We start from the raw sequence: 26,755 nt of genomic DNA, 5'->3' as shown, positions 1-26,755 counted from the left end.
ATTTCTATCTCCTAGTTGTTGCCGGCTTTTTTAGGAAGTCTTATTAGAAAATCCCGCTGTTTTTTCTTATTAAATAATTGTCTTAAATCTAGATAAGGCTCATTAAAGCTTGTTAATTTCGCTAAATGAGTGATGAAAATGATAAAAAATAAGGTTGTACCATATAATCCTAATATCGCTGCAACTCCCATTGCACCAAATCGCAATGCCCTAAAGCCAAGGCCAAAGCTATATTGAGGGACTGTGAAAGAAGTAATTGTAGTGATGGATACAATAATAACCATGATTGAACTGACTAGATTTGCTTGAACGGCAGCCTGACCGATAATAACGCCGCCAACAAGGCCGATGGTCTGCCCAACAGGAGTTGGCAGTCTTACTCCCGCTTCTCGTAATAACTCTATCGTTAATTCCATAATGATTGCCTCAATAAAGGGCGGAAAGGGAACATTTTGTCTTGTTCCGGCGATTGTCATGGCGAGTTCTGTTGGAATCATTCCAGAATTAAAGGATACAAGTGATATATAAATTGCTGAGAGAAACACTGTAATAAACACTGAGATATAACGTAATAACCTTAAAAATGACCCGGCAATCCAGCGTTCATAATAATCATCTGGAGATTGAAGAAGCATATCTACTTTTGTCGGAGCAATTAAAGCGAAAGGAGAGCCATCTACAATTATTCCCACACGCCCTTCCTTTAGAGATGCAAGCACTTTATCAAGCCGCTCGGTATTTTGTATTTGCGGAAAGGGGGTATAATGCGTATCCTCTATCAGTTCTTCTAGAACACCTGAGTCTAATATGTCTTCTTTTTTTACTTTTTCAATTCGAGAAAGAACCTCATCAACAAGGGACTGCTTCGCCAAATTATTGTTATAGACAACAGCAATTTCTTTTTTTTCTTCCGAACCCGTTTTTATTTTCCTGACAACTGTGCTTTGATCTTTTGTGCTCTGTCTAATGAGAGCAATATTATCGCTCAAGCTTTCGATCAGAGAAATTTTAGGCCCTCTGACTACACGTTCGGTTGTAGGTTCTGCCAAGCTTCTTGTTTTAGAATTTGGAAGATTAAGAAGAAGAGCTTCCTGTTTTCCTTCCAAAACAAGTGCAATCTTTCCATCAAACAACTCGGTAACCAGCTCTTCTTCTTTATGTGCCACGTTGATTAAAAATGGCTGAAAAAAATGCATTAAGTCATCATAAGAGTGGATTTTGTCTGCGTATGAACTGGTGAGATCTTGAGCCAGTTTCCAATATTCAGTGTAATCAATAACTCCATTTATAAAAATAAAAAATGCTTTTCGAGAAAGGATCGTTATTTCTGTGAATTGGACATCATCCTGATTCTTGGTTAAAGCTTTTAATGAATCTTCAGTGAAGGTTCGTTTTCCTTTATTGAACATATTCTCACCCTTGTTTTCATAAGTATTTGTATTTTTTGCATGTGCTTGATAAATATTCATGAAGTAGATCCATTCTTTTTAAGTGACTTCTATCCTGTGTTAGAATGAAAAGCAGGAAAAATGAAAAGGGAGATGAATGAAATGTACCGTCAAGTAAATGATTTCTTAAATGAGTGGAATGCTGAAGCTGTTAGTACTATAGCCGTAATGGATGCATTAACAGATGAAAAATTGGGACAGGCAATTACTGAGGGACACAGTACCCTTAGATGGTTAGGCTGGCATCTGGCAACAAGCCCAGTATTCTTCGCAAGCTTAGTTGGTGTGAACCTTGCACCTCCAACAGAAAAAAAAGAAGAAGAAATGACTGCTGCTGATATTCAGATTGCCTATAGAAAAATAGCAGAGGAATTAAAGTCTGCAGCGGAATCGACCCTGACGGACGATCAGCTTACTGAAACAATTGATTTTGGAGGTCCGACAGCGAAGGGATCTATTCTTAGCAAATTGATCCTGCATCAAACACATCACCGTGGACAGATGACTGTTTTACTTCGCCAGGCGGGGCTGCCTGTACCTGGGGTTATGGGGCCAACAAAAGAACAGCAACAGGGATAATTCATCATAAAAGCCGGTTCTCTAATAAAAGAGTGCCGGCTTTTTTGGGTTATTGTGCTATGACTTTGTGATTGCAATTCATAAAGAGAACATAAAATTATTTGCTTTGCACATGCTATTAAAGATATTCCTTTTTGAATATCCGGAACTACATCCTAACTACGAGGTGATTTTATAATGAGTTACCGCAATCGATTAGACGAGCACTCTGCACAGTTTCATCATAACTGGACAAGGCCAAAACGTTCTAAATCGCAGGTGAATGGGCATACAGAAATGTCGCAAACGAATATTATCTTGCGCAGTAATGCCAAAGCCCATCGCTGGTAAGTAGTAGGAAAAGGTGAAGGTGTAATTGGAATAGGGCAATCGATATTGCCAGAGCAAAAAGACCTTGGGAAAATCCCTTAGGTCTTTTTGTACCTAATTTAGTTTCCTTCTCATAATAAAGGGTCGAACGTTCATACTAACAGGCAAGGAGGAGATCGTCTTGGAGCTTATAATCATGTGTGTGATCGCCTGGTTTACAGTTGCTATTTTCATATTTCTGCCTTATAAAATGTCTGTTGCAGCCAATATACTCACCTATTTAATGATTGCCGTTGTAGATATTAACAAAATATCTTTCCTTGCCTATCATTATCAGTGTATTAAAATTAGCTCTGATACCATACGTTTTATCTCATTTATTGTATACCGGGATATCATTTTTTCCTTTTTGCTTCTCATCCTGGTGAACATCTGGTTTGCTTACGATCATAAATGGATTCGGTTCCTTTCTGCTGTGAGTATTTTGGGGACTATATCTATCCTGCGTGCAGTCCTCAGTTCATTGTCCATTTTCACGTATGAGCACTGGTCTTATATACAGGAGCTTATAATGGATGTTGTCATGTTGTTTCTTACGGTTTTGATCGCATACGTTTCTCGCAAAATTACAAAAGGAATGAAGACAAGTGGAAAACATCTTGTATGAGCAAGGTTTTAATGCCAATGAAATGGTTGTCCTGGGGATGATTATTATAGGAGGACTTATTGTTATGGTTCTTCCTAAAATATTATCGAAGGCATCAACGGTTTTCAGTTTATTATTTGGAGTGACAACTGGGCTGATGTTTGATCACACATTAGCCGCACCTCCATTAGATCTATACGATGTAAATGATCAGGCAATCTATCAGACGTTTGATATGTTCAGTTATTTAATGTATGCCCCATTTGGGTATATATTTATTTATATCTATCGGCGTTTTAATATAACAGGCTGGAAGGTTATTCCTTATATTTTAGGCTGGAGTGCTCTAGCCATTCTTGTTGAAGTATGGGCAATTAAAGTGGGTATCTTTCACTTTAAGAACGGCTATCGTTCCTCATACTCTATTCCTATTTACCTTTTGGTTCAATCTGTGCAGTTATTTCTATATAGAAAAGTTTTTATGCCTCATGATGATGATAAGGGGGCGAACTAAGCAGCTCCCTTCATGTTGGTTTTAGCAATAATAGCACATGGCTGAACGATAGCGGTTTTACAATATTTAGCCGGATCTCCTCCAGAACCTCTTTCTTTCGCACCTTTGCTCTAAAAACTCCAAAAAATTCTTCAGATTGCTGTTCCGATCCAAATATAAAATGTCCATATATCAACTAAGATATTGTTACAATTCCCTTGGTTTATGATTGTAGTTTCTGGATTTTCTAATTTTTTTCTGAGTTAAATCTTTAAATAAGAAAAGAGAATCTGTTTCAAAAGAATCATAATTAATTTTCTGTAGTGTAAAGATATCTTTACTTTTTCTTTTGGAACATGTTATACTCTGTGTAAAGATATCTTTACATGGATGGCGGGGAATCATTTGAAGGTTACCAATCGAATTAAGGAAATCAGACTCGCGAAAGGAATTAGCCAAGTTGAGATGGCAGAGGCATTGCAAATTACGAGGCAGACGATCAATGCAGTTGAAAAGCATAAATATAATCCTAGCCTTGAGCTTGCTCTTAAAATGATTAAATATTTCGATGTGCCAATCGAAGAATTATTTACATTGGAGGAAGATACTAAATGAAAAATCTGCAGTATTTAGCATTGGGGTTTATTGTTGTATGTATGGGTGCAGGTATTCTGATTGCCAAATGGATGATTCCAGACTTGGCATGGAGCGCCGTTGCTGCCGGTATAGGCGGAACAGTAGCAGGTGTTGGACTTGTGGCTGCGGCCGCTAAGATTCGTGAAATAAAAAAAAGAGATCATGTACCTGATGTGGATGAAAGAACATGGAATAACATGAAGAATTTTTATGCAATTGCTCTATACTTTGTCTTGATTGGCAGCATGGCTGTTGTGATTGTACTAGTTGGGTTAGGGCATGAAACAATAGAACTTGGAGCAATCAGCCTCTATTTACTGTTTTTGTTTATGGTTCTTGCCATTGGATCATTTATAGTCAAAAGAGCATAATAGGGTAGTTCCCTGAACTGGGCATCTCGCTTTTCATTGTCTTGCTTAAAATAGGCTGCAGTTTTGTATTGATTATTTACAATAATTGTATTAGAATAAATATAATTTCATAATCTTATCCAGAGAGGTGGAGGGATTTGGCCCTTTGAAGCCTCGGCAGCAGACTCAAGCTTTGAGCACTGTGCCAATTCCAACAAGCGTATTTGCTTGGCAGATAAGGAGAACGGTTAATTAAATCTCATCTTACGCTGTCAAAAGCATAAGGTGGGATTTTTTTGTGTCTGCTAAGTATTGAATTCTGCCCGGAAAGAACTAGGACGCTGTGTGCTACTTAACAGCAACACTTGTCAGTATTAATCTGACTAATTCGATAAGAATAATATCTTTTAAATGAGGTGGAGAAATGATAAGGCATATTTCAATTCAATGGGAAGATCGAAAACTGGCAGCAGCGATTCATTATCCAGATTTATATGGGAAAGAAAATAAAAAATATCCCGTCATCGTAATTTGTCACGGATTTGTAGGCTCGAAGGTAGGAATTAATCGTCTCTTTGTCAAAGCATCTCAAGAATTATCACTGGAGGAATGTGTAATTGTTCGCTTTGACTATGCAGGATGCGGTGAGAGTGAGGGAGATTACGGGCAAAGCTGTATTGATGATTGGATTCTCCAGACAAAATCAATCATCAACTATTCACTCGAGATTGAACATATAGACCGGGAACAGTTAGTGCTTATAGGGCATAGTCTTGGAGGTGCAGTGGCTCTCTTGACTGCTACACAGGATCAGAGAATTAAAAGACTTGTGTTGTGGAGCGCTGTTGGCCAGCCATTTAAGGATATAACCTCTATTGTAGGAGAAGAAAGACTGGAAGTATTGAAAGAGAGCGGTGAATTTGATTACCAGGGATATTATTTACGAGAAAAGTTTATAGAATCACTAAAAAAATATCATCCGCTAAAACTTGTATCTAAATTTAATGGAGATGTTCTGCTAATACATGGTTCGGCAGATGAAGAAATTAGCGTGAACCATTGCTACAATTATTATTATGCATTTCGGACGCGTAAACAGGGAATATGTGATAAGAGAATTATCAATGGAGCCAACCATACGTTTTCATCTGCGGCGACATATAAACAGCTGATTCACGAAACAAAGTTATGGATTGGGCAGAGACATACGCTGGTCATTTAGTATGAACAGAACGCAGAAAACGAGCGGGAAAAGCGGTAAGTGAGAAAGAGGCTTTTAATCACTTCCGCTCTTTTTTCTTTTCTTAAAATAGTTATTTAGTAAATAAAGAAAGAATGTCATGACAGCCAGATATAAAGGCAGCAGTCCTGTGGAATGCTTCAATGTTACCGGTTCCCCAAATACGTCCCATTCTTCATTTGTTTCATCAACATTCTGCTGAATGGGTGCACAAAGAGGCACTTTCCAGAATCCGAATTCCTTATTGGCGAAAACCAGTATTTTATCTCCTGCTTTATATGTGTTTCCCCAAACGTTATCCTCATATATTTTAACCTCCATCGTGTTTACACCTTTCCATGACTGTACAACTTCAAGTTTAGTATTTTTGGTCAGGTCACTGCTGCTGATCACTTTACCGATAAAAACAGCTTCATAGTCATGTATGGCCTGCAAGGGCTCTGGTATTGCACAATCAAGAGCATATATCTTAGAGGGAAATACTAAAAAGGCTAACAATAGGATAATCAGAGTGGTTTTTTTGTAAGATCTCATATTTTACTTAAAGATGAAAACTGCCTTCCAATGTAGCCGGGAGAAATTGGTGTAAGTCCCAGCTCTCTTGCCCAAACCGAGAGCTGCCCAATATGATGAATTTCATGCGCCACTAAATGATGCAGAATATCAGATACCGTATAAAATTCATCTTCCCATGGAATATAAACTTTTTGGTTGTATGTATGTGGCTCTATTCCAGTCATAAAAGCCTTATTCTCAGATAATGTTTGCTGAGTGAGAATTTTTAGCTGTTCTAAACTTTTATAGGAGTCGAAGTCAAAAATCACATCGTCCTGACTTTGGATCGCACGCAGCCAGCTATACTCTACATCGATAATATGAAACAGTGTATATTGAATACTGCCGACACCGCCGACTCGCTTTTGCAGCAATACTTCTGATGAAAGCTGCTCACACCAATGCAGCCATTCATCTCGAACTTGCCAGTTATACTCAAAAAAAGACAGCATCATAACTCCCCCTTTATTTAATACATACTATTCTATTTTTTACTCGAGAATCCTCTAGGTATTTGGTTCTTCTAGTGAGGTGATTAAGAAATTCCGCTATTTTCATAGGTTTTCCTCCAATCCTTTTTGGTAGAGGTGCGTATGGATAATAGGAAGGAGTGAAGTAGAGTATGAGAATACAGAATAGGCGCCGGACGAGAGGCCCTGGCTTCTGCCTGTCTGGTGGCTACCGCTATTGCGGTCCAGGCTGCAGCGGTCCGGGAGAGCCGATCAATTATGTGGATTACTGCTGCAAGAAGCACGATGAGTGTCTTAGTGAATATGGAGACAGCTGCAGATGCGATCAAGTATTGATTCAATGTGTGGAGTCAAAATTGAACAATTGTACAGACGAAGGAAAGAAAGCTCGATTAATATCGCGATTCATGAAATTTAGAATGTCGATGAGATGCGGACGATGGGTTGAATAGTCTTTTTGAATCGTATCCAGCTTCAGAGCCAAAAAAGGGAGAGGAGCTCCCTTTGTGTTTGGCGGATATCGGCTTTCCAGAGCGGCTTGCCTCCGCTTTTTTTAATCAAATCTTCTGCTAATCTCTAAAGAGGTGAAAAAAGATCTTTCAATGATTATTTTTAATTCAAATAATCGCTTTTTCAACTGACGAACTCAGTAATTTAGACGAAACAGACCCAGAAAGCCCCGAATAGAGTGTTCCGGGCGTTTTTGGTCTTTACTCCGATCAAGCCCACCACATCTCAGCTGCTGGCTCACTGAATAAAAGCGGTTTCAAGTTTGCTGCTGCTTTAGAAAAGCCTTCTTCTACGGACATTAACCCATCTTCATGCTCAATGCTGACGACATAATCATATCCGTATAAACGAAGAGCGCTAATCATGTCTGCCCACGTTTTGGTGTCATGTCCATACCCGACAGTCCGGAAATTCCATGAGCGGTTTTGCATTTTGCTGTAGTCAGTCATATCCGTTATTCCATTTCTATTCACATTCTGCTGATCAATGATGGTATCTTTGGCATGGAAGTGGAAAATAGCATTTTCTCTGCCAAGAATCTTAATCGCCTCGACAGGATCAATGCCTTGCCACCACATGTGGCTGGGATCAAGGTTAGCACCAATTGCACTGCCGCAATGTTCCCGCAGCTTCAGCATGGTCGCAGGTGTGTGAACAGAAAAACCGCCGTGAAGCTCGAGGCCGATTTTCACGCCGAGCTCTACAGCTCGTTCATTCTTTTTGCTCCAATACGGAATGATTTTCTCCTCCCATTGCCACTTTAGCACTTCCTGAAAATCATGAGGCCACGGAGCTACTGGCCAGTTCGGGTAGAGAGCATTCTCGTGATCTCCCGGACAGCCGGAGAAAGTGTTCACTACTGGAATCTCAAGCTCCGCTGCAAGCTCCATCGTTTTGTTCAGCAGTATATCTGCTGGTTCGGATATAGCTTTTTGCGGGTGAAGGTGGTTCGAATGGCAGCTTAACGCACTGACAATTAAACCATGGCTATTAATATCCTGTTTAAATTGATTAAGGGCACTGCGATCACCGAGCAATGTATCGATTGAACAATGGGCATCTCCCGGATAGCCGCCAGTGCCAAGTTCAATTGCTTCAATTCCTTTAGAAGAAACAAATTGAAGCATGTCATGAAATGATTTATTTGAGAATAAAACTGTAAAGACACCTAATTTCAAAATAGACCCCTCCAATTATTATTTTCAGAAAATAAAGAAATGTAATCCGTTACATAAACTAAGTTATTAAAAAAAACATGATAAATCAACTGTTTTATGAAATTAATTTTTAGTATTGACAGATAATTCCGTGTGTAATATCATCGAGTTGAAATCGATTACATCGTTAGCGGTTCAGCAATACAGAAAGTAGGCACAAAAATATGGCGAATATCCAGCAGGTTGCAAAGCTAGCAGGTGTATCTGTTGCAACCGTCTCGAGAGTACTAAACGGACAAAGAACAGTCAGTGCAAAAACTAGATTTAAAGTTGAGCAGGCAATTGAAAAATTAAATTATGAACCGAGTATGCTTGGCCGAAATTTAAGAAACTCTGAAAGCAGAATGCTGCTGATCTTAATTCCAGCGATCACAAACCCATTCTATTCGGAGGTTATTAAAGGGATTGAGCATATAGCGATCAGTTCAAACTATAATATTTTGCTCTGTGAAACCGATTCAAGTCCTGAGCGTGAAAATATTTATTTTGACCTGGTAAGAACAAAAATGGCAGATGGCATTATATCAATGGACCCTGCTGTTAATACCGAAACACTAAAAGTTTTGGCAAAAAAACATGCGATTATTCAATGCAGCGAGTACACGCCAGACAGCGGGATTCCTTATGTGACAATCGATAACGAAAGGGCCTCTTACCAAGCAGTCAAGCATTTAATACAACTAGGGCATAAAGAAGTTGCGATCATTAACTCAGATGAGAAGTACTTGTACGCCAGACAAAGAATGATGGGCTATAAACGGGCAATCATGGAGCATGGATTAGAACTCAATGAATCGTATATCATCCATACACAGCAGCTTGGGTTTGAGCAAGGACAGCAGGCAATGAGGAAGCTTTTGAGTCTAAAAGAGCGACCAACTGCCGTATTTACAGTATCGGATTTGCTTGCCATTGGGGCATTAAAAGAAATAAATAGCCAAGGATTGCTGGTGCCAAATGACATTGCCGTAGCAGGGTTTGATAAAATCGATTTTTCGAATATGACCAATCCAACTTTGACAACGGTTGCACAGCCGATGTATAAAATGGGAACCATTGCGGCGGAAATGCTCATTGCAAAAATAAAGGGTCAAGAAGTAGAAAATGTGATTTTAGACCATGAATTAGTCATACGCCAATCAACTTTAGGATAGACATCAGCTAAGATCAGCGCTCTGTTATTAATGATTTGATAATAGAGCGCTGGCCTTACATGTAAATGTAATCGATTACATTATAGGCGGCATGATGTAAAACTAAAAAAGGGGTGGATCGCTTGAAACGCTTATTAATGGTTGGACTTACTGTTTTTTTACTAACGATTCTTGCGGCGTGCAGTGAAGAGGGCAATGGAGACGGCAACGGAGAAACTGACGGCGAAAAAAGTTTGAAAATTGGGATTTCTCTTCCTTCCGCTACACATGGCTGGATGGGAGCGCTAATTGAGGAAGCTGAAAACCAGGCGAAAGAGTTAAAAGAAAGTGAAAACATTGATTATGTGATCACTAATGCTGCAGATCCAAATAAACAGGCCAATGATGTAGACGATCTTATTTCTCAGGAAGTAGATGTTATTGTCATGCTGCCGATTGAATCAGCTGCCTTGACACCTGTTGGGCAAAAGATCAAAGATGCTGGAATTCCGCTTGTCATTGTGGATAGAGAATTAGAGAATGATGCGGCAACAGTTGTCGTGAAAGGCGATAATGAAGGAATCGGTGTAAATGCAGGAAAGTACTTTATTGAACAGTTAGGCGGAGAAGGAAAAGTGGTTGAAATCACAGGACCGCCTAGTTCTGTAACGGAACAGCGCGGATCAGGCTTTAAAGAAGCAATGGAAAGTGAAGAAGGAATGGAAGTGATCGCTTCACAGAGCGGTGATTTCTCTACAGAAAAATCTCTAACTGTTATGCAAAACATCCTTCAGGCACATCCCGAGATTGATGCTGTGTTTACACAGGATGATGGAATGGCTTTAGGTGTTATTCAGGCAATTAAAGAGGCAGGAAGAACAGATATTCAATTTGTTACTGGTGCAGGCGGTGCTAAGGAAGTATTTGAGAATATGAAAGAGGATGGCTTAATTAAAGCAACTTTCCTTTATTCGCCAACAATGGTGAAGGATGCGGTTGTAATCGCAGGGGATATTGCAAAGGGTGAAGATCCTTCAGAATCAATGGTTGTTAAAGAGGCTACACAGGTTACAAAAGAAAATGCTGATGAGTTCTACAATCCTGATTCAAAGTTTTAATAAATGAGGAAGGAAATGTAAAAACGTTTCCTTCCGCTGCTTTGCCTATTGTCAAAGTGAAGGGGTGAGAAAATGGAGAATAAAGTCTACTTAGAAATGAGAAATATTAAAAAATCTTTTAATGGAGTCAAGGTGCTTAAAGGTGTTTCACTTCAGGTTCAAAAAGGCGAGGTTCATGCCCTGCTTGGAGAAAATGGGGCTGGCAAATCAACGCTTATGAATATATTAGGAGGAGTTCATCAGCCGGATTCTGGAAGCATTACAATAGAAGGACGCGATGTGAAAATGTCCGATCCGCGTGAATCAAAAGCAAATGGAGTCAGCTTTATCCATCAAGAGTTAAATGTTGTCCCTGATTTAATGGTTTATGAAAATTTATTTTTAGGAACAGAGATTAAAAATAAATTTGGCTTTCTAAATGTTGAGGAGATGTGCAGGCAGACTGCCGATATTTTAGGGCGGCTTGGAGTGGAAATTCATCCGAAAAACTATGTCCGGGAACTCGATAATTCTTATAAGCAATTTATTGAAATAGCGAAATCATTACTTCATAAATCAGAACTGATTATCATGGACGAACCAACCTCCTCACTAGCTGATCATGAGGTAGAGCGGCTGTTCACTTTTATTCGTAATCTAAAGGAGACTGGCGTTTCCATCATTTACATTTCCCATAAGCTTAAAGAGATTGAAGAGATCTGTGATCGTTTTACGGTGCTGCGTGATGGAGAGCTTGCAGGAGCAGGAATTGTAAAGGAATTCAAACTGGATCAAATTACAAAGCTAATGGTAGGGAAGGCGATCTCGAATGAACGGTTTGAACACAAGGAAAGTCAGGAAGCTGTTCTGTTAGAGGTAAATAACTTAAGCAGTGAAGGGTTATACAAAAATATAAATTTTTCCGTAAAAGCCGGAGAAGTAGTAGGATTTACGGGTCTTGCTGGAGATGGAAGAACAGAGCTGTTTGAAAGTATTTTTGGCTATCGAAAAAAATACACGGGTCAAATTAAGGTTCGCGGCCAAGTGTTAAAAATAGATCATCCGCAAAAGGCTGTCAAAGCGAAAATTGGTTTTGTTCCAAAAAACCGAAAAGAGAATGCCATAATCAAAGATTTAAGTGTTATTCATAATATGAGTCTTTCATCATTATCCAAGTTTAATAGAAATGGACTGCTGGATCAAAGCCTTGAGAGAAAGCGATTCAGACATTATAAGGATTTACTGAATATTAAAGTTCATGATCCGAATATCACGATCGATAAACTTAGCGGAGGAAATCAGCAAAAGGTAATGCTGGCAAAGTGGCTGGAGGCAGACCCTGATATCCTCATTTTCGATAATCCTACACAGGGTATTGATGTTGGAGCAAAGCAGGAGATCTATGAGCAAATTCTCGCGTTAGCAGCGATGGGGAAAGCGATCATCATTTTATCCTCAGAAGCACCTGAGATTCTTAGGCTCTGCCAGAGCATATATGTTATGTATCAAGGAGAAATCGTATCCTCATTTAATGGTAATAGAGCCACAGAGGATATGATCATGAGCTATGCTACAGGAGCAAAAAGGGAGGATGAACAGATTGGCTAATCCAGAATTAAAAGAACCCGCAAACCAAGGATCTGCCATGGGAAGTGCAAAATCACGTCTTACATGGATTTGGTCAGAATATAGCGTTATTATTGCTTTTGTCATTATTTTTATTTTAGCTGCCATTGTGAATCCAAGATTCTTAGATATTAATAATCAGCTGAATATACTAATGCAGGTTTCTATTATTGGAATTGTTGCTCTCGGTATGACAGTGGTTATGCTGTCCGGCGGGATTGATTTATCGGTAGGGTCGGTTCTTGCTTTAGTTGGCGTTCTTACAGTCCTTGCGCTGAATGCCAGTGGAAGTATCCTAGTTGGGATACTGACTGCTTTAGCTTCGGGCGTCATTATTGGTCTATTGAATGGATTATTAGTTGCGAAAGGGAAGATTGCCTCCTTTATTGCAACGCTTGGAATGATGGCTGGAGCCAGATCGATTGCTTTATACATTGCAGAAGGCGGGAGTATCTCAGGTGAAGTATCAGGCTTCACAGCAATTGCCAATACTGAACTATGGGTTATTGATGTACCAATTATTATCTTTATTTTAATGGCCGTTTTGGTATATATGCTTATGCATAAAACAAGCTTTGGCCGTCATGTTTACGCGCTTGGAAGCAATGAAAAAGCGGCACTGCTTTCAGCAATAAGAGTAGATCGGGTAAAAATTGCAGTATATAGTCTTGCTGGATTGCTTGTGAGTGTTGCAGCAATCATTGAAACATCACGTTTGAATTCTATTTCATCCTCAAGCTCTGGCATGCAATATGAGCTTGACGCTATTGCGGCTGTTATTATTGGGGGAACAAGAATGACGGGTGGCCGCGGGAAAGTCATCGGTACTTTCTTTGGGGTTTTAATATTAGGTATCTTAAATAATATGATGAACCTAATGAATGTCTCTCCTCACCTGCAAGGGTTTGTAAAAGGAGCGATTATTATTGTAGCGGTGGTATTTCAAAAGAGAGAATAGGAGGAATGCTGAATGGGAATCAACGTGGGGATTATTGGCTGCGGATCCATTGCAAAAAATCGGCATGCACCTGAATATGGTGCTAATCCATATGTGAATGAAATTGTTTTTTATGATCGAAATCCAGAAAGAGCGGAAGCATTAGCAAAACAGTTTAACGGCAGAGCAGCCTATTCATTAGAAGATCTGCTGGAAGATCCAAGTGTTGAAGCAATTAGTGTATGCTCCTCAAATGAAAATCATGAGAAAGATACTGTAAGCGCCCTGTTAAGCGGAAAGCATGTATTGTGCGAAAAGCCCCTTTCTTTAGAAGTGGATGAAGCAAGAAATATGATACGTACAAGAGACGAAACAGGGAAAAAACTGATGATTGCTCATAATCAGCGATTTACAAAAGCACATAAAGAGGCAAAGGAGATTATCAGCAGCGGTAAACTTGGGAAAGTATTAACATTCCGAACTACCTTTGGACATGGCGGTCCTGAAAGCTGGGGAATCAATAAAACCAATTCCACTTGGTTCTTTAAAAAGAATAGATCCGGTTTGGGAGTGGCGGGTGATCTTGGCGTCCATAAGATCGATCTTATTCATTATTTGCTGGACGATCAAATTACAGATGTGAGTTCATTCATGGGTGCTCTTCATAAAAAAGACGAATCTGACAAACCGATTGAAGTTTGTGATAATATTGTCTGCTCACTGAAAACGAGGAAGGGTATCATCGGTACAGGATCCTTTTCTTGGACTTATTATGGAGAAGAGGATAACAGCACTATTTTATACTGTGAAAAGGGAATCCTGAAAATCTATCATGATCCAGACTATCAACTTGAGCTGGTTTCTCATGCAGGAGAAAAGATAAGGTACGAGATCGAAGGGATACAGACAAATGAGAATCAGAGTGCCAGCGGTGTCATTGATGCTTTTCTGGAAAGTCTGCAGCATGATGAACATGTACCCGTCACAGGAGAAGATGGCTTATTATCTCTGCAGGTTATACTAGCGATAATAAAAGCGGCCGAGACGAATACAGTGGTTGAGGTAGATTAAATATTAATCCATACTGGGAAACTGGTATGGATTTTTTTGAGTATATTTTTCACAAGTTTTGTAATTTATTAATTTTGGTAAATGAGATTATTTTTAGTGATATGCTTCGTTATTGGAACAGAATGGAGCGAGATTCCTGCTAAAGGAGTGCGAAGATGAAAGCCCGCAGGAGCATGGCGACGAGGAGGATCACCACCCGCCTCGTGGAAAGGGAGTATCATGGAATGGAAATCACACCATTTACGAGATGATCTTTATTATGGGTAAACACAAGGAGTAACTTCATAAGCATTTCTAATCTCATACCATAATAAATTCATATTTTACAAGTATTTATTGGAGGAATATACTGCAAAGGTAGATAACTGAATGGTGGTGTGTCTGAGGATGGTCATGATGGAGATCTTCTTGAATATTATTGCTCCAATTCTCCTGCTTTTATTATTGGGTTTATTTTTACAGAAGAAATTTAGCTTTGATTTAAAATCACTTAGTCATTTAATGACATATGGATTGATGCCTGCAGCTATTTTTATGAATATTTATCAAACCAACTTTAACATGCAGCTTTTAGTAGAGGTCGCTCTGTATCTTTTCCTGTTTACACTGACAATGATGCTGATCGGCATAGGGTGGAGCCGTGCTTTGAAGCTTGAAAGAAATGATGCTGCCATCTTGAAGAATGGCATTAGTTTAATGAATTCAGGAAACTATGGACTGCCTGTCAGTCAAATGCTTTTCTCCGCTAACCCAGTCGGTACCTCCATTCAAATCATTGTTCTTCTTTTTCAGAACCTTATGACCTATACATACGGACTTTATAACCTCATTGCAGCGACAAAATCCGGGTGGGATATTATCAAAACATTTTTGAAGCTTCCGTTAATATATGCTGCCCTATTGGGAGCACTCCTTAATGGGTTTGAGGTAAACCCGCCTTCTTTCCTCCTTACACCTATTCAATATTTGGCGGATGGCTTTATGGCAATCGCTTTAATTATTCTTGGTGCACAACTTGCCAATATAAAAGTCAAGTCGGTAAATATAGCAGTCATCTGCACTTGTTTTACACGTTTAATCATATCTCCAGCAGTGGCTATGGGCATTATTTTTCTGCTTGGGATTGATGGGGTCATTGCTCAGTCATTACTCGTTGCCAGCGCCTTGCCGACCTCAAGAAATAGTGCTACCTTAGCACTGGAATATGATGTGAACCCGGAAGTAGCTGCTCAAACCGTATTTATCACCACCCTATTGAGCGGGTTTTCAGTGTCTATCGTTGTGTATTTATCGACCATTATTTTTCCTTATTAAAGCTTTGGCTAGCTGTCCTTCAAATGAAAAAAGCAGAAATTAGCTCTATCACTCATTTCTGCTTTTATATATTAATTTGGATAACGTTCTCTAAGATATTTTATAGAAGCCACAATCAATTCTTTCAAAACTTCACGGTCAACATCGTCCAGCTTATTAATATAGACACATGCTTTGCCTGTTGTATGTTTGCCAAACTTCTTCAATAACTCATCTCTCTCTGTCTCGCCAGGAGCAAAGTATAAGCTGATTTTTGCTTTGCGCGGTGAAAAGCCGACAAGTGCTGCATCTCCTTCATGTCCGGTAGCATATTTATAATGATAAGAACCAAATCCGATTATGCTTGTTCCCCACATTTTTGCTTCATAGCCAGTCGTTTCTGTAAAAATATCGAGCAGTTCATAGGCATCTTGTTTCTTCTTCTCACTTTCAACACTTTCAATAAACTGGGTGACACTGTGATCCGTCTCTTTGGTTTTCAGCTCGTACATATACATCGCCCTTCCCATTTATGTTTATATTATAAATATAAACGAAAATTGAAGGATTTAAATGATAAATAGAAAAATCTCGTATAAAATGTAATCACTTTAAATTTTTACGAAAATGGAGAACCGAAATGCGAAGTGAAATAATAAGATATTTAAATAAGATTGAAGAAGATAATCATGTGAAGATTATCTATGCATGCGAATCCGGCAGCCGAGTATGGGGGTATTCAGCTTCAAACAGTGATTATGATGTCCGATTTGTTTATATACATCATCCAGATTACTACTTGAGCATAGATCCAATAGGGATTGGCGAGAAGCGGGATGTTATGGAGCAGACACCCCATCATCTGCTGGATTTTGTTGGCTGGGATCTGACAAAAGCGCTAAAGATGCTGCGGAAATCAAACCCATCCTTTTTAGAATGGCTGTATTCACCGACCATTTACGTCGAAAAATTTAAGGCTGCAGATGAGATGAGAGAGTTCACAAATACCATTTTGTCTCCTCAGATATGTCTCTTTCATTATATAAAAATGGCAGAAGGAAATTTGAAAAATGCTGAAAAAAGAACAGACTTTCATCTGAAAAGTTGGATCAATATACTTAGACCGCTGCTGGCTGCGAAGTGGATTGAAGAAAAGCAAACTTTTCCCCCTTTGAATGTCCAGCTCCAATTACAAGAGCTGAACCTGGAGGATGATCTGAATCAAATAGGGAGAAAATTACTTGCCAGAGAGCAAGAAGGGTTAGAGGACAAGCTTTCATTATTTAGTGATTATGCGAAACAAGAGCTTTCGCTTTTGCTAACTGCAGCAAAAAAGAGAACAAAAAAGCCTGGCAATTATACGGAGGATTTTAATGCCATTTTTAGAAAAACACTGAAAAAAGCTTGGCAAGAAGAGGTGTAAAAAAAGCATCAATGGAAATAATATTTTCTTATGGAAAGCAAAAAGAGGGTCAAGCAATTTTAACTTTTCTTCATAAGATAATAAAGGAACAAGCCAAAAATACTGAACTACTTTTCCTTTCCTTACATTCGTAAAAGAAGGCAAAAGGGGGTCTTAGACGCCACTAACTACCTTCTGCTATGCCAATAATTGCATTTCGATTGGAGGAATAAATCATGAATGAAAGGAAGTACCAAAATTTAAAAAGGGGAGAAAGAGGGGCAATGATCAGTATTGCTGCTTACATTTGCCTATCTTCTCTCAAACTAATTGTCGGGATTATTTCTGGTTCAGAAGCATTAAAAGCAGATGGACTCAATAACGCAACTGATATCATTGCTTCCGTAGCAGTTCTTATTGGATTGAGAATTTCAAGGAAGCCAGCTGATAAAAACCATGCCTATGGTCATTGGAAGGCTGAAAATGTTGCCTCCTTAACAGCTTCCTTTATTATGATAACGGTTGGAATACAAGTGCTGATTGGTGCGGGAAATTCCTTATTAGAGGGAAAGAATGAAACGCCAGATATGATTGCTGCATGGACAGGGATTTTCAGTGCTGCTGTAATGTACTTTGTTTACCGATACAATAAAAAGCTGGCTGGAGAAATTGATAGCCAAGCTGTCCTGGCGGCATCAAAAGATAATATTTCAGATGCATGGGTCAGCATTGGAACAGCTGTCGGCATTATTGGCGCACAATTTGGTCTGGCATGGCTGGACCCGGTCACTGCTTTTATAGTCGGTTTCCTTATTTGCAGAACAGCATGGGAGATTTTCAGAGATGCTTCACATCAGCTTACAGATGGGTTCGATGAAAACGAGGTAAAAGAATATAAAGAATTCATCATGCAAGTTAATGGCGTTGAGGCTGTTAAGAATATTCGAGCCAGAAACTATGGAAATAATACGGTCGTTGATATTGTCATATTTGTTAAATCCCATCTCGACATTGGGCATGCCCATGATATATCTACTACGGTTGAAAACAAACTGATCGATGAATTTGAAGTTTATGATGTGCATGTACATGTCGAACCGCTTCCGACATAGCAAAGGGGTAGACACTCCTGGTTCAGTGCCCCGAGCAAACAAAAAGGATATCCAATTCTCCACTGAGGAGAGACGGGATATCCCTTTATTTTTCCGCAAAAAGTTTATTCGGCACTCCCGGCTGAAACGGAAAGATGCTGAAACGAGCGAACATCGAATAAGCCTTTGTCGGTCAGCTTAATTTCAGGAATGACAGGCAGAGCAAGAAAGCTTAATGTCAGGAACGGATTGAAATGCTGCTGTCCGCTAATCTCTTTAAGGGCGCTGTTGATCTTCAGAAGCTTTTCATTTACCTCTTCATAGGTACCTTGGGACAGCAATCCTGAAATCGGCAGTTCAAGTTTTGCTAATACTTCTCCATCACATACGACGGTTAAGCCGCCCTGCATTTCGCTAATGACTTCAGATGCTAAAAGCATGTCTTCGTCAGAGGTGCCTGCGACCATAACATTATGGGAGTCATGGCTAACGGTTGTTGCAATGGCTCCTTTTTCTAAACAGAGTCCCTTGATAATGCCAAGACCCATATTACCAGTTTGATGATGTCTTTCAATAACCGCTAGCTTTAAAAGGTCTTTTTTTAAAGATGGAACAAACAATGAAGAATTTGTGTCAACCTCAGTGATCAAGTGCTTTGTAATAATACTGTTTGGAATAATTTCTATAACATTTGCCAAAGGGCCATCAAGTCGGATTTGAAGATCTTCTATGGTTAAAGCCGGTAGTTTCACAGTATCTAATAATGCTTGTGGTGCAGGAAGTTTGTTTCCATCTGGGAAATTGACAAGTTTTCCTTGAACAGCTACACAAATACCGTCTTTGTAGACAGCTGAAATCGGCAGTTCTGTCAGGTTATCTGTCAGAATAAAATCAGCTTTATAGCCGGCTGCAATGGCTCCGCAGCCTTCAAGGCCAAAGCATTCAGCACTATTTAAAGATGCCATTTGAATGGCTGTAACTGGATCAATGCCTTCTTCAATCGCCATCCGAACAAGATGGTCAATTCCTCCTTCTGCGATTACATCATCCAAATGTCTATCATCCGTTACAAATAGAAAGCGTCTTGAATTGCGGGTATTAACAGCCTTAATAACCTCTTTCAGTTCTTTCGCTGCAGTTCCCTCACGAATCATGACATACATTCCTTTGCGAAGCCTCTCGAGAGCTTCATCTGCTGTTGTACATTCATGATCGGTTGTAATTCCAGCAGCCATATATACATCAAGCTGGTTTCCCGTTAACCCGGCTGCATGTCCGTCTATTTTGCGATGAAGGTGATGGGCATCGGTGATTTTTCTCATTAACCCTTCATCTGTATTTAATACACCCGGATAATTCATGACTTCTGCCAGTCCCAGCACTTTTGGATGATCATAAAAAGGAAGCAAATCCTCTGCGGAAAGCTCTGCACCTGAATGTTCAAATGGAGTTGCTGGCACGCAGGAAGGCAGCATAAAGTGGCAGTCAAAAGGGATATGCATAGCAGTGTCGAGCATAAATTGAATTCCTGCTTTCCCGGAAACATTCGCAATTTCATGAGGATCGCAAATGACACTTGTTACTCCGTGCAGAAGCTGGATTTTGGCGAATTCAATTGGTGTGACCATGGACGACTCTATATGTACGTGACCATCAATAAAGGAAGGGCTGAGGTACTTATTTTGTGCATCTAAGATGTTCTTTGCCTGATATTCTCCGCCAACCCCTGCGAAAATGCCATCAGCAATGGCTATATCTCCTGAGATAATCTCTCCGCTAAATACATTTACAATCCGCGCATTTTTGATGACTAGATCAGCTGACTCTCTTCCGCCGGCTACGGCAATTCTTCTTTGAATACGATCCATATAAGTAAATCCTCCTTCTAAATGAATGATTATCGAAAATGTGTTTTACAAAAAAATTAAGCCTGAGTTAAGGCGGAACTTACTTTTGCTTAAGATTAGAAATGTATGATGAAATGGATATAAACAGTCATAACATACATCCCGTAAATGGTCCTGGAAAAAGTCTGCAATAGGTAACAAGCTGCAGACATTTACCACCTGAGCTTGTCTTAAGAATATGTTATGTTCCATCACATGATATTTTTACTACTATATCATGAAATTAGAAGAAGTAAATTTTAAAGCAGCCATTCTCACAAATTTAAATTCAGCAGCTAATAGCTGAAAAAGTAAGCAATCTGCTAAACTTCGCAATAAAAATCAAAATTCAGAAAGCAGAATGAGATAAGCTAGATTATGAGGGAGGCGGGAGAGATTGTGGATTATGAATGGGTTGTAAAAAAAGTCATTGCCTATATAGAAGAGCATCTGCATGAACCGATTACGATGGATGATATAGCAGAAGAAGCAGGTTTTTCAAAATTTCATTTTCATCGAATTTTTCAAAGCAGCGTTAAAATGTCGATGACCGAATACATTAGGCAGCGCAGATTAGCGAATGCATCAGCAGTATTATTATATTCAGATGAAAGAATTATAGACATTGCCTTTTATTATCAATTTGACTCACAGGAAGCATTTACGAGAGCATTCAAAAAGATGTATCAATTGCCGCCTGGACAATATAGAAAATTGATGAGAGATATGGTGAAAAACAAGGAGGAGTCTTCTATGGAAGAAAATCAATTAAAAGGCTGGTTTATCAGTGGTTCCGATCCATTCAGCTATGAAATGGGTGTTGATCATAAGGTTTTCCATCAAGGCAGGGCATCTGGCTACTTAAAATCAAAAACGGTACTGGATGATGCCCAGTTTGCGACCATGATGCAGCAATTTAAAGCAGATCGTTATATCGGCAAGCGCATTCGCTTATCTTGTTTTATTAAAACGGAAAATGTAAAAAGCTTCGCCAGTATGTGGATGCGTGTGGATGATCATACTTCAGACATGCTTCAGTTCGATAATATGAGCAATCGCCCTATTACAGGTTCAACCAACTGGAGCCGATACTCCATCGTCTTAGATGTTCCAGAAAACAGTGCAGTTATCGCTTTTGGCATTATATTATCAGGGCAGGGGCAAGTATGGGCCGATCAATTTTCATTTCAGGAAGTTGACGAGAGTGTTGCGAGCACGAACCTTGAAATACAGGGACAAATGCAGGATGAACCAGTGAATCTTTCATTTGAGGAATAAAATAGCTCACACAATAAGCAGCTGCTGAATCGGCTGCTTGTTTATATCTCACATTATATTAAAGGAGAGAATTTTGTGAAATACGAAACAGAACTGGGATTATCTGCTGTAGATAAAATGTTTCTGATCATTATCCCGCCAGTTATCGGTGCGCTCATTGGCTGGTTTATCCCTGCTATTGCTGACTGGACAGCAAGAATTCCCATCATGCCTTTTGGAGCGGTACTGGACTGGGTTGCCTCTTTGGAAGGCAGGTGGGTTTCAGCGGCAGCGGCGCTTTTAGGTATACTTACGGGGATCATTTTTATAGTATATGTGTTTAATGAAACGTTAAGAATCAATGTTACAGATGCCAAAGTGAAGCTATACATCCATAGGGATGTGAAACAGATTGACAGGGATGTGATTTCAGCCGTTTATATGGATGGAAAGGATCTTGTCATTTTAAGTCATAAAGGAAAGGAAATCTTTCGGGAACAGTCAGAGTCAAAAAAAGAATTGGTCTCAAACGTGTTTAGACAACATCTGTATCCATGGAAAGATCACGATCCATTCGCGAGCAGGTATCAGCGCTGGGTAGCTAACCATCCGCAGTTTCCGCAGGATGTCAATGCGCTGCTGTCCGCTAGGGAGAGAGCAATAGAGGAGGAGGAAGCAGAAGAGGCAAAAGTGCTTCGAAAGGATTTAGCTGAACTGGGAGTAGTTATTCATGATGAGAATAAACGGCAATATGTGAGAATGATTGGCTAATCAGAAAGATAAATGAAAAAGCAGCCGAAAGAGTGGCTGCTTCTTTTTATCATTTCTTTTTATTTTCCAATTCTCTCTTTTCTCTTAAAAGCTTTTGGAATTCTGCATCAAGCTCAGGTGATGGTTCTATGCTGAGACGAGATAATATTTCAGATATTTTTGTTCCTAGGACGAGCAGCTGATCTTCGGATGTGTCACGTGAATTCCTTGGTGTGTCATTTTTATAGCTGTCATAATTACCATCATAGATTAAAAGGCTGCCATCCTTTAGTTCAAATATTCTTTGTGCCACTTTAGAGATAAATCTGCGGTCATGCGAGACAAAAATAACAGTGCCTTCGAACTCGGCTAAAAGTGTCTCAAGCGCTTCAACGGCATCAATATCTAGGTAGTTGGTCGGTTCATCTAAAATAAATGTATTCATGTTACTGACAAATGATTTGGCCAATGCAACCTTTACACGTTCTCCGCCGCTCAGCACACCGGCTAATTTATAAACATCGTCTCTGTAAAAGTGAAGGCGAGCTAAAACCGTGCGCACAAAAGATTCATCTTGAACAGATGTCGACTTGACGTTTTCCAGAATGGATTGGTTTAAATCAAGCACATCCAGGTTTTGGCTAAAATAGCCGAGTTTAGCTGAAGGAGACAGGGTAATTCCATCACTGCCATGAATCAATTTCTTCAAGAGTGTCGTTTTTCCTGCGCCGTTCGCTCCAATAATAGCGACTTTATCTCCGCCCTTAATATGAAAGGATTTTTTCGACCAGAGCTTACGAAATCCGAATGCTCCTTCAATGTTTTCGGCACGGATAATGATTTTATTTTTAAAAGAACGCTCATTAGGAAGAACCATTTTAATCGGTGTCTGCTCCTTTAATTTTTCTACTGTTTCGAGCTTCTCCAGTCGTGTTTCAATGGACTTTGCCGTTTTTTGCATCTTTTTCTGCTTCTTGGCGAAATAGGGCTTGGCTCCTGTAATGCTCGCCTCAGAAAGACTGACATTTTTGGGTTTTTTCGTTGCTCTGTCCGCACGCTTCATTTTTTCCTCTAAAGCATTTTCAAGCTGGCGCTTTTTTTGAATATATTTCTCATAATCACGTTCGTGCTCAAGTCTTTCCAGCTCTTTCTGCTGTACATAGTCAGAGTAGTTCCCTTTATATTCTTTTACCTTTCCATCGCTTACTTCCCAAATTGTTGTGCACAGCGCATCAAGAAAGGCGCGGTCATGGGAGACGATGATAAAAGCGCCCTGCCAATGACGCAGTAATTTTTCCAGCCATTCGACGTGTGATGTATCCAAATTTGTTGTCGGTTCATCAGCTAATAAAAGTTCAGGATTCTGCAGCATGGCTTCTTTAATATATTCCTGTGTTACTTCGCCGCCGCTTTTCGTTGTATCTGTTTTTTTGATTTGCGGCAGAAGAACAGGAGAGGTAAACAAATGGATATCTCCGCTGTCTGGTTTGCGTTTTTCTGCTAATACCTCTAGTAAAGTAGTTTTACCGCTTCCGTTTTTGCCAACAATGCCGATCCTGTCTTTGCTGTGGAGCTGCAGGTGTTCAACATCAATAATTAACCGATCTTTTATAAAAACCTTTAAATGATTTGCTTCAAGCAATTTCATTCAATCATCCCCATTCCTTCATACTGGAGGAGACAAAAAAGCCTCCTATCCGGATTCAGAATAGGAGGCACAGGTGTACGCCAAAAAGAGACTGCTCCTTTTTTCCAGCGTTTGCCGAATCAAGCCAATCCTATTCTGAAAACGTTGTTTTAAAGGCAGGACAGAAGAGAGCATAAATATGCCCAGTGTATCCGTATAGCCTTATAAACTTGTTTTCGAAAAATAGGATTATAACTTCATGTCAGCAGGTTCACCCTTCCGTTTTTAATTAATTTAACAATACGGGAATGGATATTATTTGTCAATGGGCAAACTTGAAACCCTTTTCTTAGAGTATTCTATTAATGTTAATATGATTATGTTTGGCTTTTTTATCAAACTTTGATGTTCGTTTGAGATAAAGTATGATGATTTCCACTCCGGGGTGCTACTTTCCAGCTCCTTACTAATCCGCAGGAGTTTCGCGCTACTCCATTTCTTTCAATAAAGTTATTGATAAAAAGACTTTTTAAAATGTTTTAGGACAATGATCTCACAGTAATACTCAAATAAAATTTTATATTAACCATAACTTTTAAGAATCTAATACGTCTAATGGTTAACAAAAATTAGGGAAAGGAGGGGTGAGACTTGAAGGAAGGAGAGCTAGAGGCCTTATACAACGATTATCATCAGACGATTTTTAAATTTATTTTTATGATGGTCAAAGATTATCAGCAAGCAGAGGATTTGACACAAGAGGTATTTATTAGAGCGTATAAAAAACATCATAAGTTTAATAATTTATCCAGTGTTAAAACTTGGTTATTTAGGATTGCCCATAACGTATCTATTGATTATTTAAGGAAAAAGCGACCTATCCATTTAGTACAAGAATTTTTTCAAGGTAAACGAGCAGCTGATTTCTCACCAGAAAATATCTTGCACATGAAAGAAAGGTCTAAAAAATTATATGAAGCTATCATTGATTTAAAGGAGCCTCATAGAAAGGTTATCATATTAAGAAAAATAAAGGGATTTACACTTATTGAAACAGCTGAGATTCTAAATTGGACTCCAAATAAAGTGAAGGCTGTGCAATTTCGAGCTATGCAAGCTTTAGAAAGAAAACTGTCAAAGGAGGTTTATTGGCATGAAAAAATTCATTAGTGAATTCCAATTTGATAAAGAGTTTACGAGACTCGAACACGATATGCAATGGGATAATGATCGGGCACAGCAGGTGAAATACAAAATTCATAGCAGTGTTAAGAAATTGCATAAACGAAAGGTAATTAGAAGGATGTTTAGTGCTGCAACAGCAATTGCCTTAATGTGTACGATGTACTTTTTTATACAGACGCCCTTAATAAAAGAAGAAAGCGGGGAAACTGCAGTCATTGAACATTCTTTAATGCAATTTTATGAAGGTGAGGACTATATATACGATAATAACCTGGAAAGACCGGTTCTAACAGATCAGGGAATAAGCAAGACAGTATATCCCCTTGATCTATACAGGACCTCTGGAATTATTACTGGAGAACCGTCAATTGTCTTATCTATTCTAAAAAGAGGAGATAAAGAAAAATATGAAACCCAAGCCTTTTATCCGACAATTAATGGAGACATCAAGATTCACACCCAAAAGCATGATAGGGATAAGGATGAAGTGTATGCTTCATTGCTAGCACATGAAAAGTATCCAGCTAAGGCTTATAACCTGGAAGAGTTATCTATTTCTGGACAAAAAGGGATACTTAAAACACCTGCTGAGAATATGGATCATATCGCACCTGTCTTGTATGTTGTAAGTGATCATTATCTTTATTATTTTTATTGGGATATGCAGGAAAAAATAGGAGGTCCTGAGATATCAGCTGAGGATGTTATAGGGGTGGCAGAAAGTCTTAACTATAACAAAGAATAGGCAAATAAACTTTAGTAAGGTAGCTTATAGGTCTCTTATAAAATTTATCGGCTGTTTTCCTGTTTACGAGGATATTCCTGTTATAAAAATATTAGATCATTATGAGGCTGCTGTATATGGAGTAGTTGTAAATATTTATGAAATAAGCAGCCTTTTTACTAAGTTGAGCATTGGAATAATACTAAATGTCTGCAATCACTATTCTGATGAGAAAGATTAAACAAAATCCTGTATGTGCTTTAGAATTAATAGAAAACGGCCGTCCTTCTGGTTTTATATCCATATTAAGCCCGCAAATAAAAGGGTAAGATGAAAATATTAATCATCCATACAGACAGGTCATATTCGAGTATGCTCTTTGTCCAAGATTCCATCTATATATAGTCGCAGTCTCGTCTCCCCCGTTGTTATCATATTGATATCCAGTGGGAATAAAATTGAGCGCCATGTATGTAATGGCAGTCACGCCTAACAGAACCCAGTTTGAACAGTGTATCTCATCCACTTGGTTTGCATTTATAAACTCCCTTATTCTTTCCTTTCTTCAATCTTACAATTTAAACGCATAAATTCCTTGGAATTTCAGTGAAAATTACTGGTTTTATGACGAAAAAGGTGAGATTGTGGAAAAAGTCAGGGCGAAGTCATGTTTTTTATCCTTTAGTGTACCTCTCTAACACAATCAAAGGTGTTAATTACATGTATAAAAACAACATACTTAAGAATTGGCATCAGCAGGTATGTTATATCATTCCATTTTATATTTAATATACTCAATGTGATCAGTAGGGATGCTTTTAACCACCTGATTGTTCTGATCACGGTAGATCTCATATTGCCGATGCGTCTCAACTAAATATCCTTCTTCTATTGTTTCACTTTCATATCTCAGTTCAAGTTCAGGAGTTAATCCTTCTAGTGGATCGGCTGTTTCTATACTAGCTGAAGCAGAGACCTCTTCATTTTCAGAACTATCATTGACAACAGGGATTTGAGGGTAATTATATAGCTCATTATTTGCTCCATCTTCTATGCTATAGGTAGTTTCATAATAAGCAATGAATAAAATGACGGCGATAATTCCGATCAGCGGCAGCAGTCGTTTCAAAGTAAAAATCCTCCTTTATTCTTCTTTACATAAAATATATGCATGTCCCTTGATGAAAGAACTACAAAGAGGGAGGGGATTGCAACAAAAAATG

The 26,755-nt window shown here is 39.0% G+C and carries 28 protein-coding genes and 1 riboswitch; of the genes, 20 read left to right on the top strand and 8 right to left on the bottom strand.

Annotated elements, in window-relative coordinates; translation table 11 throughout:
- Positions 1-11: 11 nt before the first annotated feature.
- A complete protein-coding gene (locus F7732_RS18540; protein WP_275670937.1) occupies positions 12-1,469 on the bottom strand; it encodes a spore germination protein in 1,458 nt (485 codons plus the stop codon).
- An 81-nt stretch (positions 1,470-1,550) separates the two neighbouring features.
- Here F7732_RS18540 and F7732_RS18535 point away from each other — a divergent pair, with 81 nt between their 5' ends.
- From F7732_RS18535 to F7732_RS18505, 7 genes are all read left to right on the top strand, one after another.
- Entirely contained in the window at positions 1,551-2,027 is a 477-nt protein-coding gene (locus tag F7732_RS18535; RefSeq protein WP_151575576.1) for a DinB family protein, read from the top strand.
- Between the two features lie 177 nt (positions 2,028-2,204).
- On the top strand, positions 2,205-2,357 hold the full coding sequence (locus F7732_RS18530) for a YpzG family protein (protein WP_080848865.1): 153 nt from the start codon (positions 2,205-2,207) through the stop codon (positions 2,355-2,357).
- Positions 2,358-2,517: 160 nt separating this feature from the next.
- Positions 2,518-3,003: a hypothetical protein gene (locus tag F7732_RS18525; RefSeq protein ID WP_151575575.1), complete on the top strand. Its 486-nt coding sequence runs from the start codon at positions 2,518-2,520 to the stop codon at positions 3,001-3,003.
- The gene (locus F7732_RS18520) at positions 2,984-3,496 is read left to right on the top strand and encodes a hypothetical protein (RefSeq protein WP_240056683.1); all 513 of its coding nucleotides are present in this window, start codon (positions 2,984-2,986) and stop codon (positions 3,494-3,496) included. The genes F7732_RS18525 and F7732_RS18520 overlap by 20 nt, the downstream gene beginning before the upstream one ends.
- A gap of 384 nt (positions 3,497-3,880) precedes the next feature.
- Positions 3,881-4,090, top strand: coding sequence for a helix-turn-helix transcriptional regulator (locus F7732_RS18515; RefSeq protein ID WP_151575574.1), 210 nt, complete (start codon positions 3,881-3,883; stop codon positions 4,088-4,090).
- A complete protein-coding gene (locus F7732_RS18510) occupies positions 4,087-4,482 on the top strand; it encodes a hypothetical protein (RefSeq protein WP_151575573.1) in 396 nt (131 codons plus the stop codon). The genes F7732_RS18515 and F7732_RS18510 overlap by 4 nt, the downstream gene beginning before the upstream one ends.
- Positions 4,483-4,594: 112 nt before the next feature.
- A riboswitch (SAM riboswitch) is annotated at positions 4,595-4,703 on the top strand.
- Between the two features lie 182 nt (positions 4,704-4,885).
- A complete protein-coding gene (locus F7732_RS18505) occupies positions 4,886-5,683 on the top strand; it encodes an alpha/beta hydrolase family protein (protein WP_151575572.1) in 798 nt (265 codons plus the stop codon).
- A gap of 54 nt (positions 5,684-5,737) precedes the next feature.
- Here the strand turns inward: F7732_RS18505 and F7732_RS18500 are convergent, their stop codons facing one another.
- Positions 5,738-6,235 (bottom strand): hypothetical protein, encoded by a 498-nt coding sequence (locus F7732_RS18500; RefSeq protein ID WP_151575571.1) that lies wholly within the window; start codon positions 6,233-6,235, stop codon positions 5,738-5,740.
- Positions 6,232-6,708: a DinB family protein gene (locus F7732_RS18495; RefSeq protein ID WP_151575570.1), complete on the bottom strand. Its 477-nt coding sequence runs from the start codon at positions 6,706-6,708 to the stop codon at positions 6,232-6,234. Before F7732_RS18495 ends, F7732_RS18500 begins: the two co-directional genes overlap by 4 nt.
- 170 nt (positions 6,709-6,878) lie before the next feature.
- On the opposite strand from F7732_RS18495, the gene F7732_RS18490 reads away from it, so the two are divergent.
- Positions 6,879-7,178: a Parvovirus coat protein VP1-like protein gene (locus F7732_RS18490; protein WP_151575569.1), complete on the top strand. Its 300-nt coding sequence runs from the start codon at positions 6,879-6,881 to the stop codon at positions 7,176-7,178.
- Positions 7,179-7,445: 267 nt separating this feature from the next.
- Here the strand turns inward: F7732_RS18490 and F7732_RS18485 are convergent, their stop codons facing one another.
- Positions 7,446-8,414 (bottom strand): sugar phosphate isomerase/epimerase family protein, encoded by a 969-nt coding sequence (locus F7732_RS18485; RefSeq protein WP_151575568.1) that lies wholly within the window; start codon positions 8,412-8,414, stop codon positions 7,446-7,448.
- Positions 8,415-8,617: 203 nt separating this feature from the next.
- On the opposite strand from F7732_RS18485, the gene F7732_RS18480 reads away from it, so the two are divergent.
- The 6 genes from F7732_RS18480 to F7732_RS18455 all read left to right on the top strand — a co-directional run bounded on the left by F7732_RS18480 (position 8,618) and on the right by F7732_RS18455 (position 15,631).
- Positions 8,618-9,607: a LacI family DNA-binding transcriptional regulator gene (locus F7732_RS18480; protein ID WP_151575567.1), complete on the top strand. Its 990-nt coding sequence runs from the start codon at positions 8,618-8,620 to the stop codon at positions 9,605-9,607.
- Between the two features lie 113 nt (positions 9,608-9,720).
- Positions 9,721-10,704 (top strand): substrate-binding domain-containing protein, encoded by a 984-nt coding sequence (locus tag F7732_RS18475; protein WP_420837701.1) that lies wholly within the window; start codon positions 9,721-9,723, stop codon positions 10,702-10,704.
- Positions 10,705-10,776: 72 nt separating this feature from the next.
- Positions 10,777-12,291 (top strand): sugar ABC transporter ATP-binding protein, encoded by a 1,515-nt coding sequence (locus tag F7732_RS18470; RefSeq protein WP_151575565.1) that lies wholly within the window; start codon positions 10,777-10,779, stop codon positions 12,289-12,291.
- Positions 12,284-13,267 (top strand): ABC transporter permease, encoded by a 984-nt coding sequence (locus tag F7732_RS18465; protein ID WP_240056682.1) that lies wholly within the window; start codon positions 12,284-12,286, stop codon positions 13,265-13,267. Before F7732_RS18470 ends, F7732_RS18465 begins: the two co-directional genes overlap by 8 nt.
- A 12-nt stretch (positions 13,268-13,279) precedes the next feature.
- The gene (locus F7732_RS18460) at positions 13,280-14,317 is read left to right on the top strand and encodes a Gfo/Idh/MocA family protein (RefSeq protein ID WP_151575563.1); all 1,038 of its coding nucleotides are present in this window, start codon (positions 13,280-13,282) and stop codon (positions 14,315-14,317) included.
- 396 nt (positions 14,318-14,713) lie between these two features.
- Positions 14,714-15,631 (top strand): AEC family transporter, encoded by a 918-nt coding sequence (locus F7732_RS18455; RefSeq protein ID WP_420837700.1) that lies wholly within the window; start codon positions 14,714-14,716, stop codon positions 15,629-15,631.
- 71 nt (positions 15,632-15,702) lie between these two features.
- Here the strand turns inward: F7732_RS18455 and F7732_RS18450 are convergent, their stop codons facing one another.
- A complete protein-coding gene (locus tag F7732_RS18450; protein WP_151575561.1) occupies positions 15,703-16,122 on the bottom strand; it encodes a DUF1801 domain-containing protein in 420 nt (139 codons plus the stop codon).
- Between the two features lie 128 nt (positions 16,123-16,250).
- Between F7732_RS18450 and F7732_RS18445 the strand changes: the two genes are divergently transcribed.
- The gene (locus F7732_RS18445) at positions 16,251-17,033 is read left to right on the top strand and encodes a nucleotidyltransferase domain-containing protein (RefSeq protein WP_151575560.1); all 783 of its coding nucleotides are present in this window, start codon (positions 16,251-16,253) and stop codon (positions 17,031-17,033) included.
- 215 nt (positions 17,034-17,248) lie between these two features.
- Positions 17,249-18,124 carry a cation diffusion facilitator family transporter gene (locus F7732_RS18440; RefSeq protein ID WP_151575559.1) on the top strand — a complete coding sequence of 292 codons (876 nt, stop codon included), beginning with the start codon at positions 17,249-17,251 and terminating at the stop codon, positions 18,122-18,124.
- Between the two features lie 104 nt (positions 18,125-18,228).
- On the opposite strand, the gene ade is transcribed toward F7732_RS18440, so the two are convergent.
- Positions 18,229-19,971: an adenine deaminase gene (ade, locus tag F7732_RS18435; protein ID WP_151575558.1), complete on the bottom strand. Its 1,743-nt coding sequence runs from the start codon at positions 19,969-19,971 to the stop codon at positions 18,229-18,231.
- Positions 19,972-20,388: 417 nt separating this feature from the next.
- On the opposite strand from ade, the gene F7732_RS18430 reads away from it, so the two are divergent.
- Entirely contained in the window at positions 20,389-21,267 is an 879-nt protein-coding gene (locus F7732_RS18430) for a helix-turn-helix transcriptional regulator (RefSeq protein ID WP_151575557.1), read from the top strand.
- A gap of 75 nt (positions 21,268-21,342) precedes the next feature.
- Positions 21,343-22,017, top strand: a complete 675-nt coding sequence (locus tag F7732_RS18425; protein ID WP_151575556.1) for a YqeB family protein — start codon at positions 21,343-21,345, stop codon at positions 22,015-22,017.
- Positions 22,018-22,066: 49 nt separating this feature from the next.
- On the opposite strand, the gene F7732_RS18420 is transcribed toward F7732_RS18425, so the two are convergent.
- Complete coding sequence (locus F7732_RS18420; protein WP_151575555.1) at positions 22,067-23,644, bottom strand: Vga family ABC-F type ribosomal protection protein; 1,578 nt, start codon at positions 23,642-23,644, stop codon at positions 22,067-22,069.
- 630 nt (positions 23,645-24,274) lie between these two features.
- On the opposite strand from F7732_RS18420, the gene F7732_RS18415 reads away from it, so the two are divergent.
- Positions 24,275-24,793, top strand: a complete 519-nt coding sequence (locus F7732_RS18415; protein WP_151575554.1) for an RNA polymerase sigma factor — start codon at positions 24,275-24,277, stop codon at positions 24,791-24,793.
- Positions 24,777-25,553, top strand: a complete 777-nt coding sequence (locus F7732_RS18410) for a hypothetical protein (RefSeq protein ID WP_151575553.1) — start codon at positions 24,777-24,779, stop codon at positions 25,551-25,553. The genes F7732_RS18415 and F7732_RS18410 overlap by 17 nt, the downstream gene beginning before the upstream one ends.
- A gap of 748 nt (positions 25,554-26,301) precedes the next feature.
- Here F7732_RS18410 and F7732_RS18405 read toward each other — a convergent pair.
- Entirely contained in the window at positions 26,302-26,661 is a 360-nt protein-coding gene (locus F7732_RS18405; protein WP_151575552.1) for a hypothetical protein, read from the bottom strand.
- Positions 26,662-26,755: the final 94 nt, after the last annotated feature.

It is taken from the genome of Bacillus mesophilum (assembly GCF_008923265.1).
Taxonomy (GTDB): Bacteria; Bacillota; Bacilli; order Bacillales; family Cytobacillaceae; genus Cytobacillus; species Cytobacillus mesophilum.
The sequence above is the reverse complement of the archived record's forward strand: the minus strand, read 5'-3'. Positions and strand labels throughout refer to the sequence as shown.

What these genes read in the sequence shown, in the direction of transcription:
- F7732_RS18535 (WP_151575576.1), top strand. Translation starts at nt 1,551, where the DNA reads ATGTACCGTCAAGTAAATGATTTCTTAAATGAGTGGAATGCTGAAGCT.
- F7732_RS18450 (WP_151575561.1), bottom strand. Translation starts at nt 16,122, where the DNA reads ATGTACGAGCTGAAAACCAAAGAGACGGATCACAGTGTCACCCAGTTT.
- F7732_RS18540 (WP_275670937.1), bottom strand. Translation starts at nt 1,469, where the DNA reads ATGAATATTTATCAAGCACATGCAAAAAATACAAATACTTATGAAAAC.
- F7732_RS18470 (WP_151575565.1), top strand. Translation starts at nt 10,777, where the DNA reads ATGGAGAATAAAGTCTACTTAGAAATGAGAAATATTAAAAAATCTTTT.
- F7732_RS18490 (WP_151575569.1), top strand. Translation starts at nt 6,879, where the DNA reads ATGAGAATACAGAATAGGCGCCGGACGAGAGGCCCTGGCTTCTGCCTG.
- F7732_RS18495 (WP_151575570.1), bottom strand. Translation starts at nt 6,708, where the DNA reads ATGCTGTCTTTTTTTGAGTATAACTGGCAAGTTCGAGATGAATGGCTG.
- F7732_RS18440 (WP_151575559.1), top strand. Translation starts at nt 17,249, where the DNA reads ATGAATGAAAGGAAGTACCAAAATTTAAAAAGGGGAGAAAGAGGGGCA.
- F7732_RS18445 (WP_151575560.1), top strand. Translation starts at nt 16,251, where the DNA reads ATGCGAAGTGAAATAATAAGATATTTAAATAAGATTGAAGAAGATAAT.
- F7732_RS18510 (WP_151575573.1), top strand. Translation starts at nt 4,087, where the DNA reads ATGAAAAATCTGCAGTATTTAGCATTGGGGTTTATTGTTGTATGTATG.
- ade (WP_151575558.1), bottom strand. Translation starts at nt 19,971, where the DNA reads ATGGATCGTATTCAAAGAAGAATTGCCGTAGCCGGCGGAAGAGAGTCA.
- F7732_RS18500 (WP_151575571.1), bottom strand. Translation starts at nt 6,235, where the DNA reads ATGAGATCTTACAAAAAAACCACTCTGATTATCCTATTGTTAGCCTTT.
- F7732_RS18420 (WP_151575555.1), bottom strand. Translation starts at nt 23,644, where the DNA reads ATGAAATTGCTTGAAGCAAATCATTTAAAGGTTTTTATAAAAGATCGG.
- F7732_RS18530 (WP_080848865.1), top strand. Translation starts at nt 2,205, where the DNA reads ATGAGTTACCGCAATCGATTAGACGAGCACTCTGCACAGTTTCATCAT.
- F7732_RS18460 (WP_151575563.1), top strand. Translation starts at nt 13,280, where the DNA reads ATGGGAATCAACGTGGGGATTATTGGCTGCGGATCCATTGCAAAAAAT.
- F7732_RS18410 (WP_151575553.1), top strand. Translation starts at nt 24,777, where the DNA reads ATGAAAAAATTCATTAGTGAATTCCAATTTGATAAAGAGTTTACGAGA.
- F7732_RS18455 (WP_420837700.1), top strand. Translation starts at nt 14,714, where the DNA reads ATGGAGATCTTCTTGAATATTATTGCTCCAATTCTCCTGCTTTTATTA.
- F7732_RS18480 (WP_151575567.1), top strand. Translation starts at nt 8,618, where the DNA reads ATGGCGAATATCCAGCAGGTTGCAAAGCTAGCAGGTGTATCTGTTGCA.
- F7732_RS18505 (WP_151575572.1), top strand. Translation starts at nt 4,886, where the DNA reads ATGATAAGGCATATTTCAATTCAATGGGAAGATCGAAAACTGGCAGCA.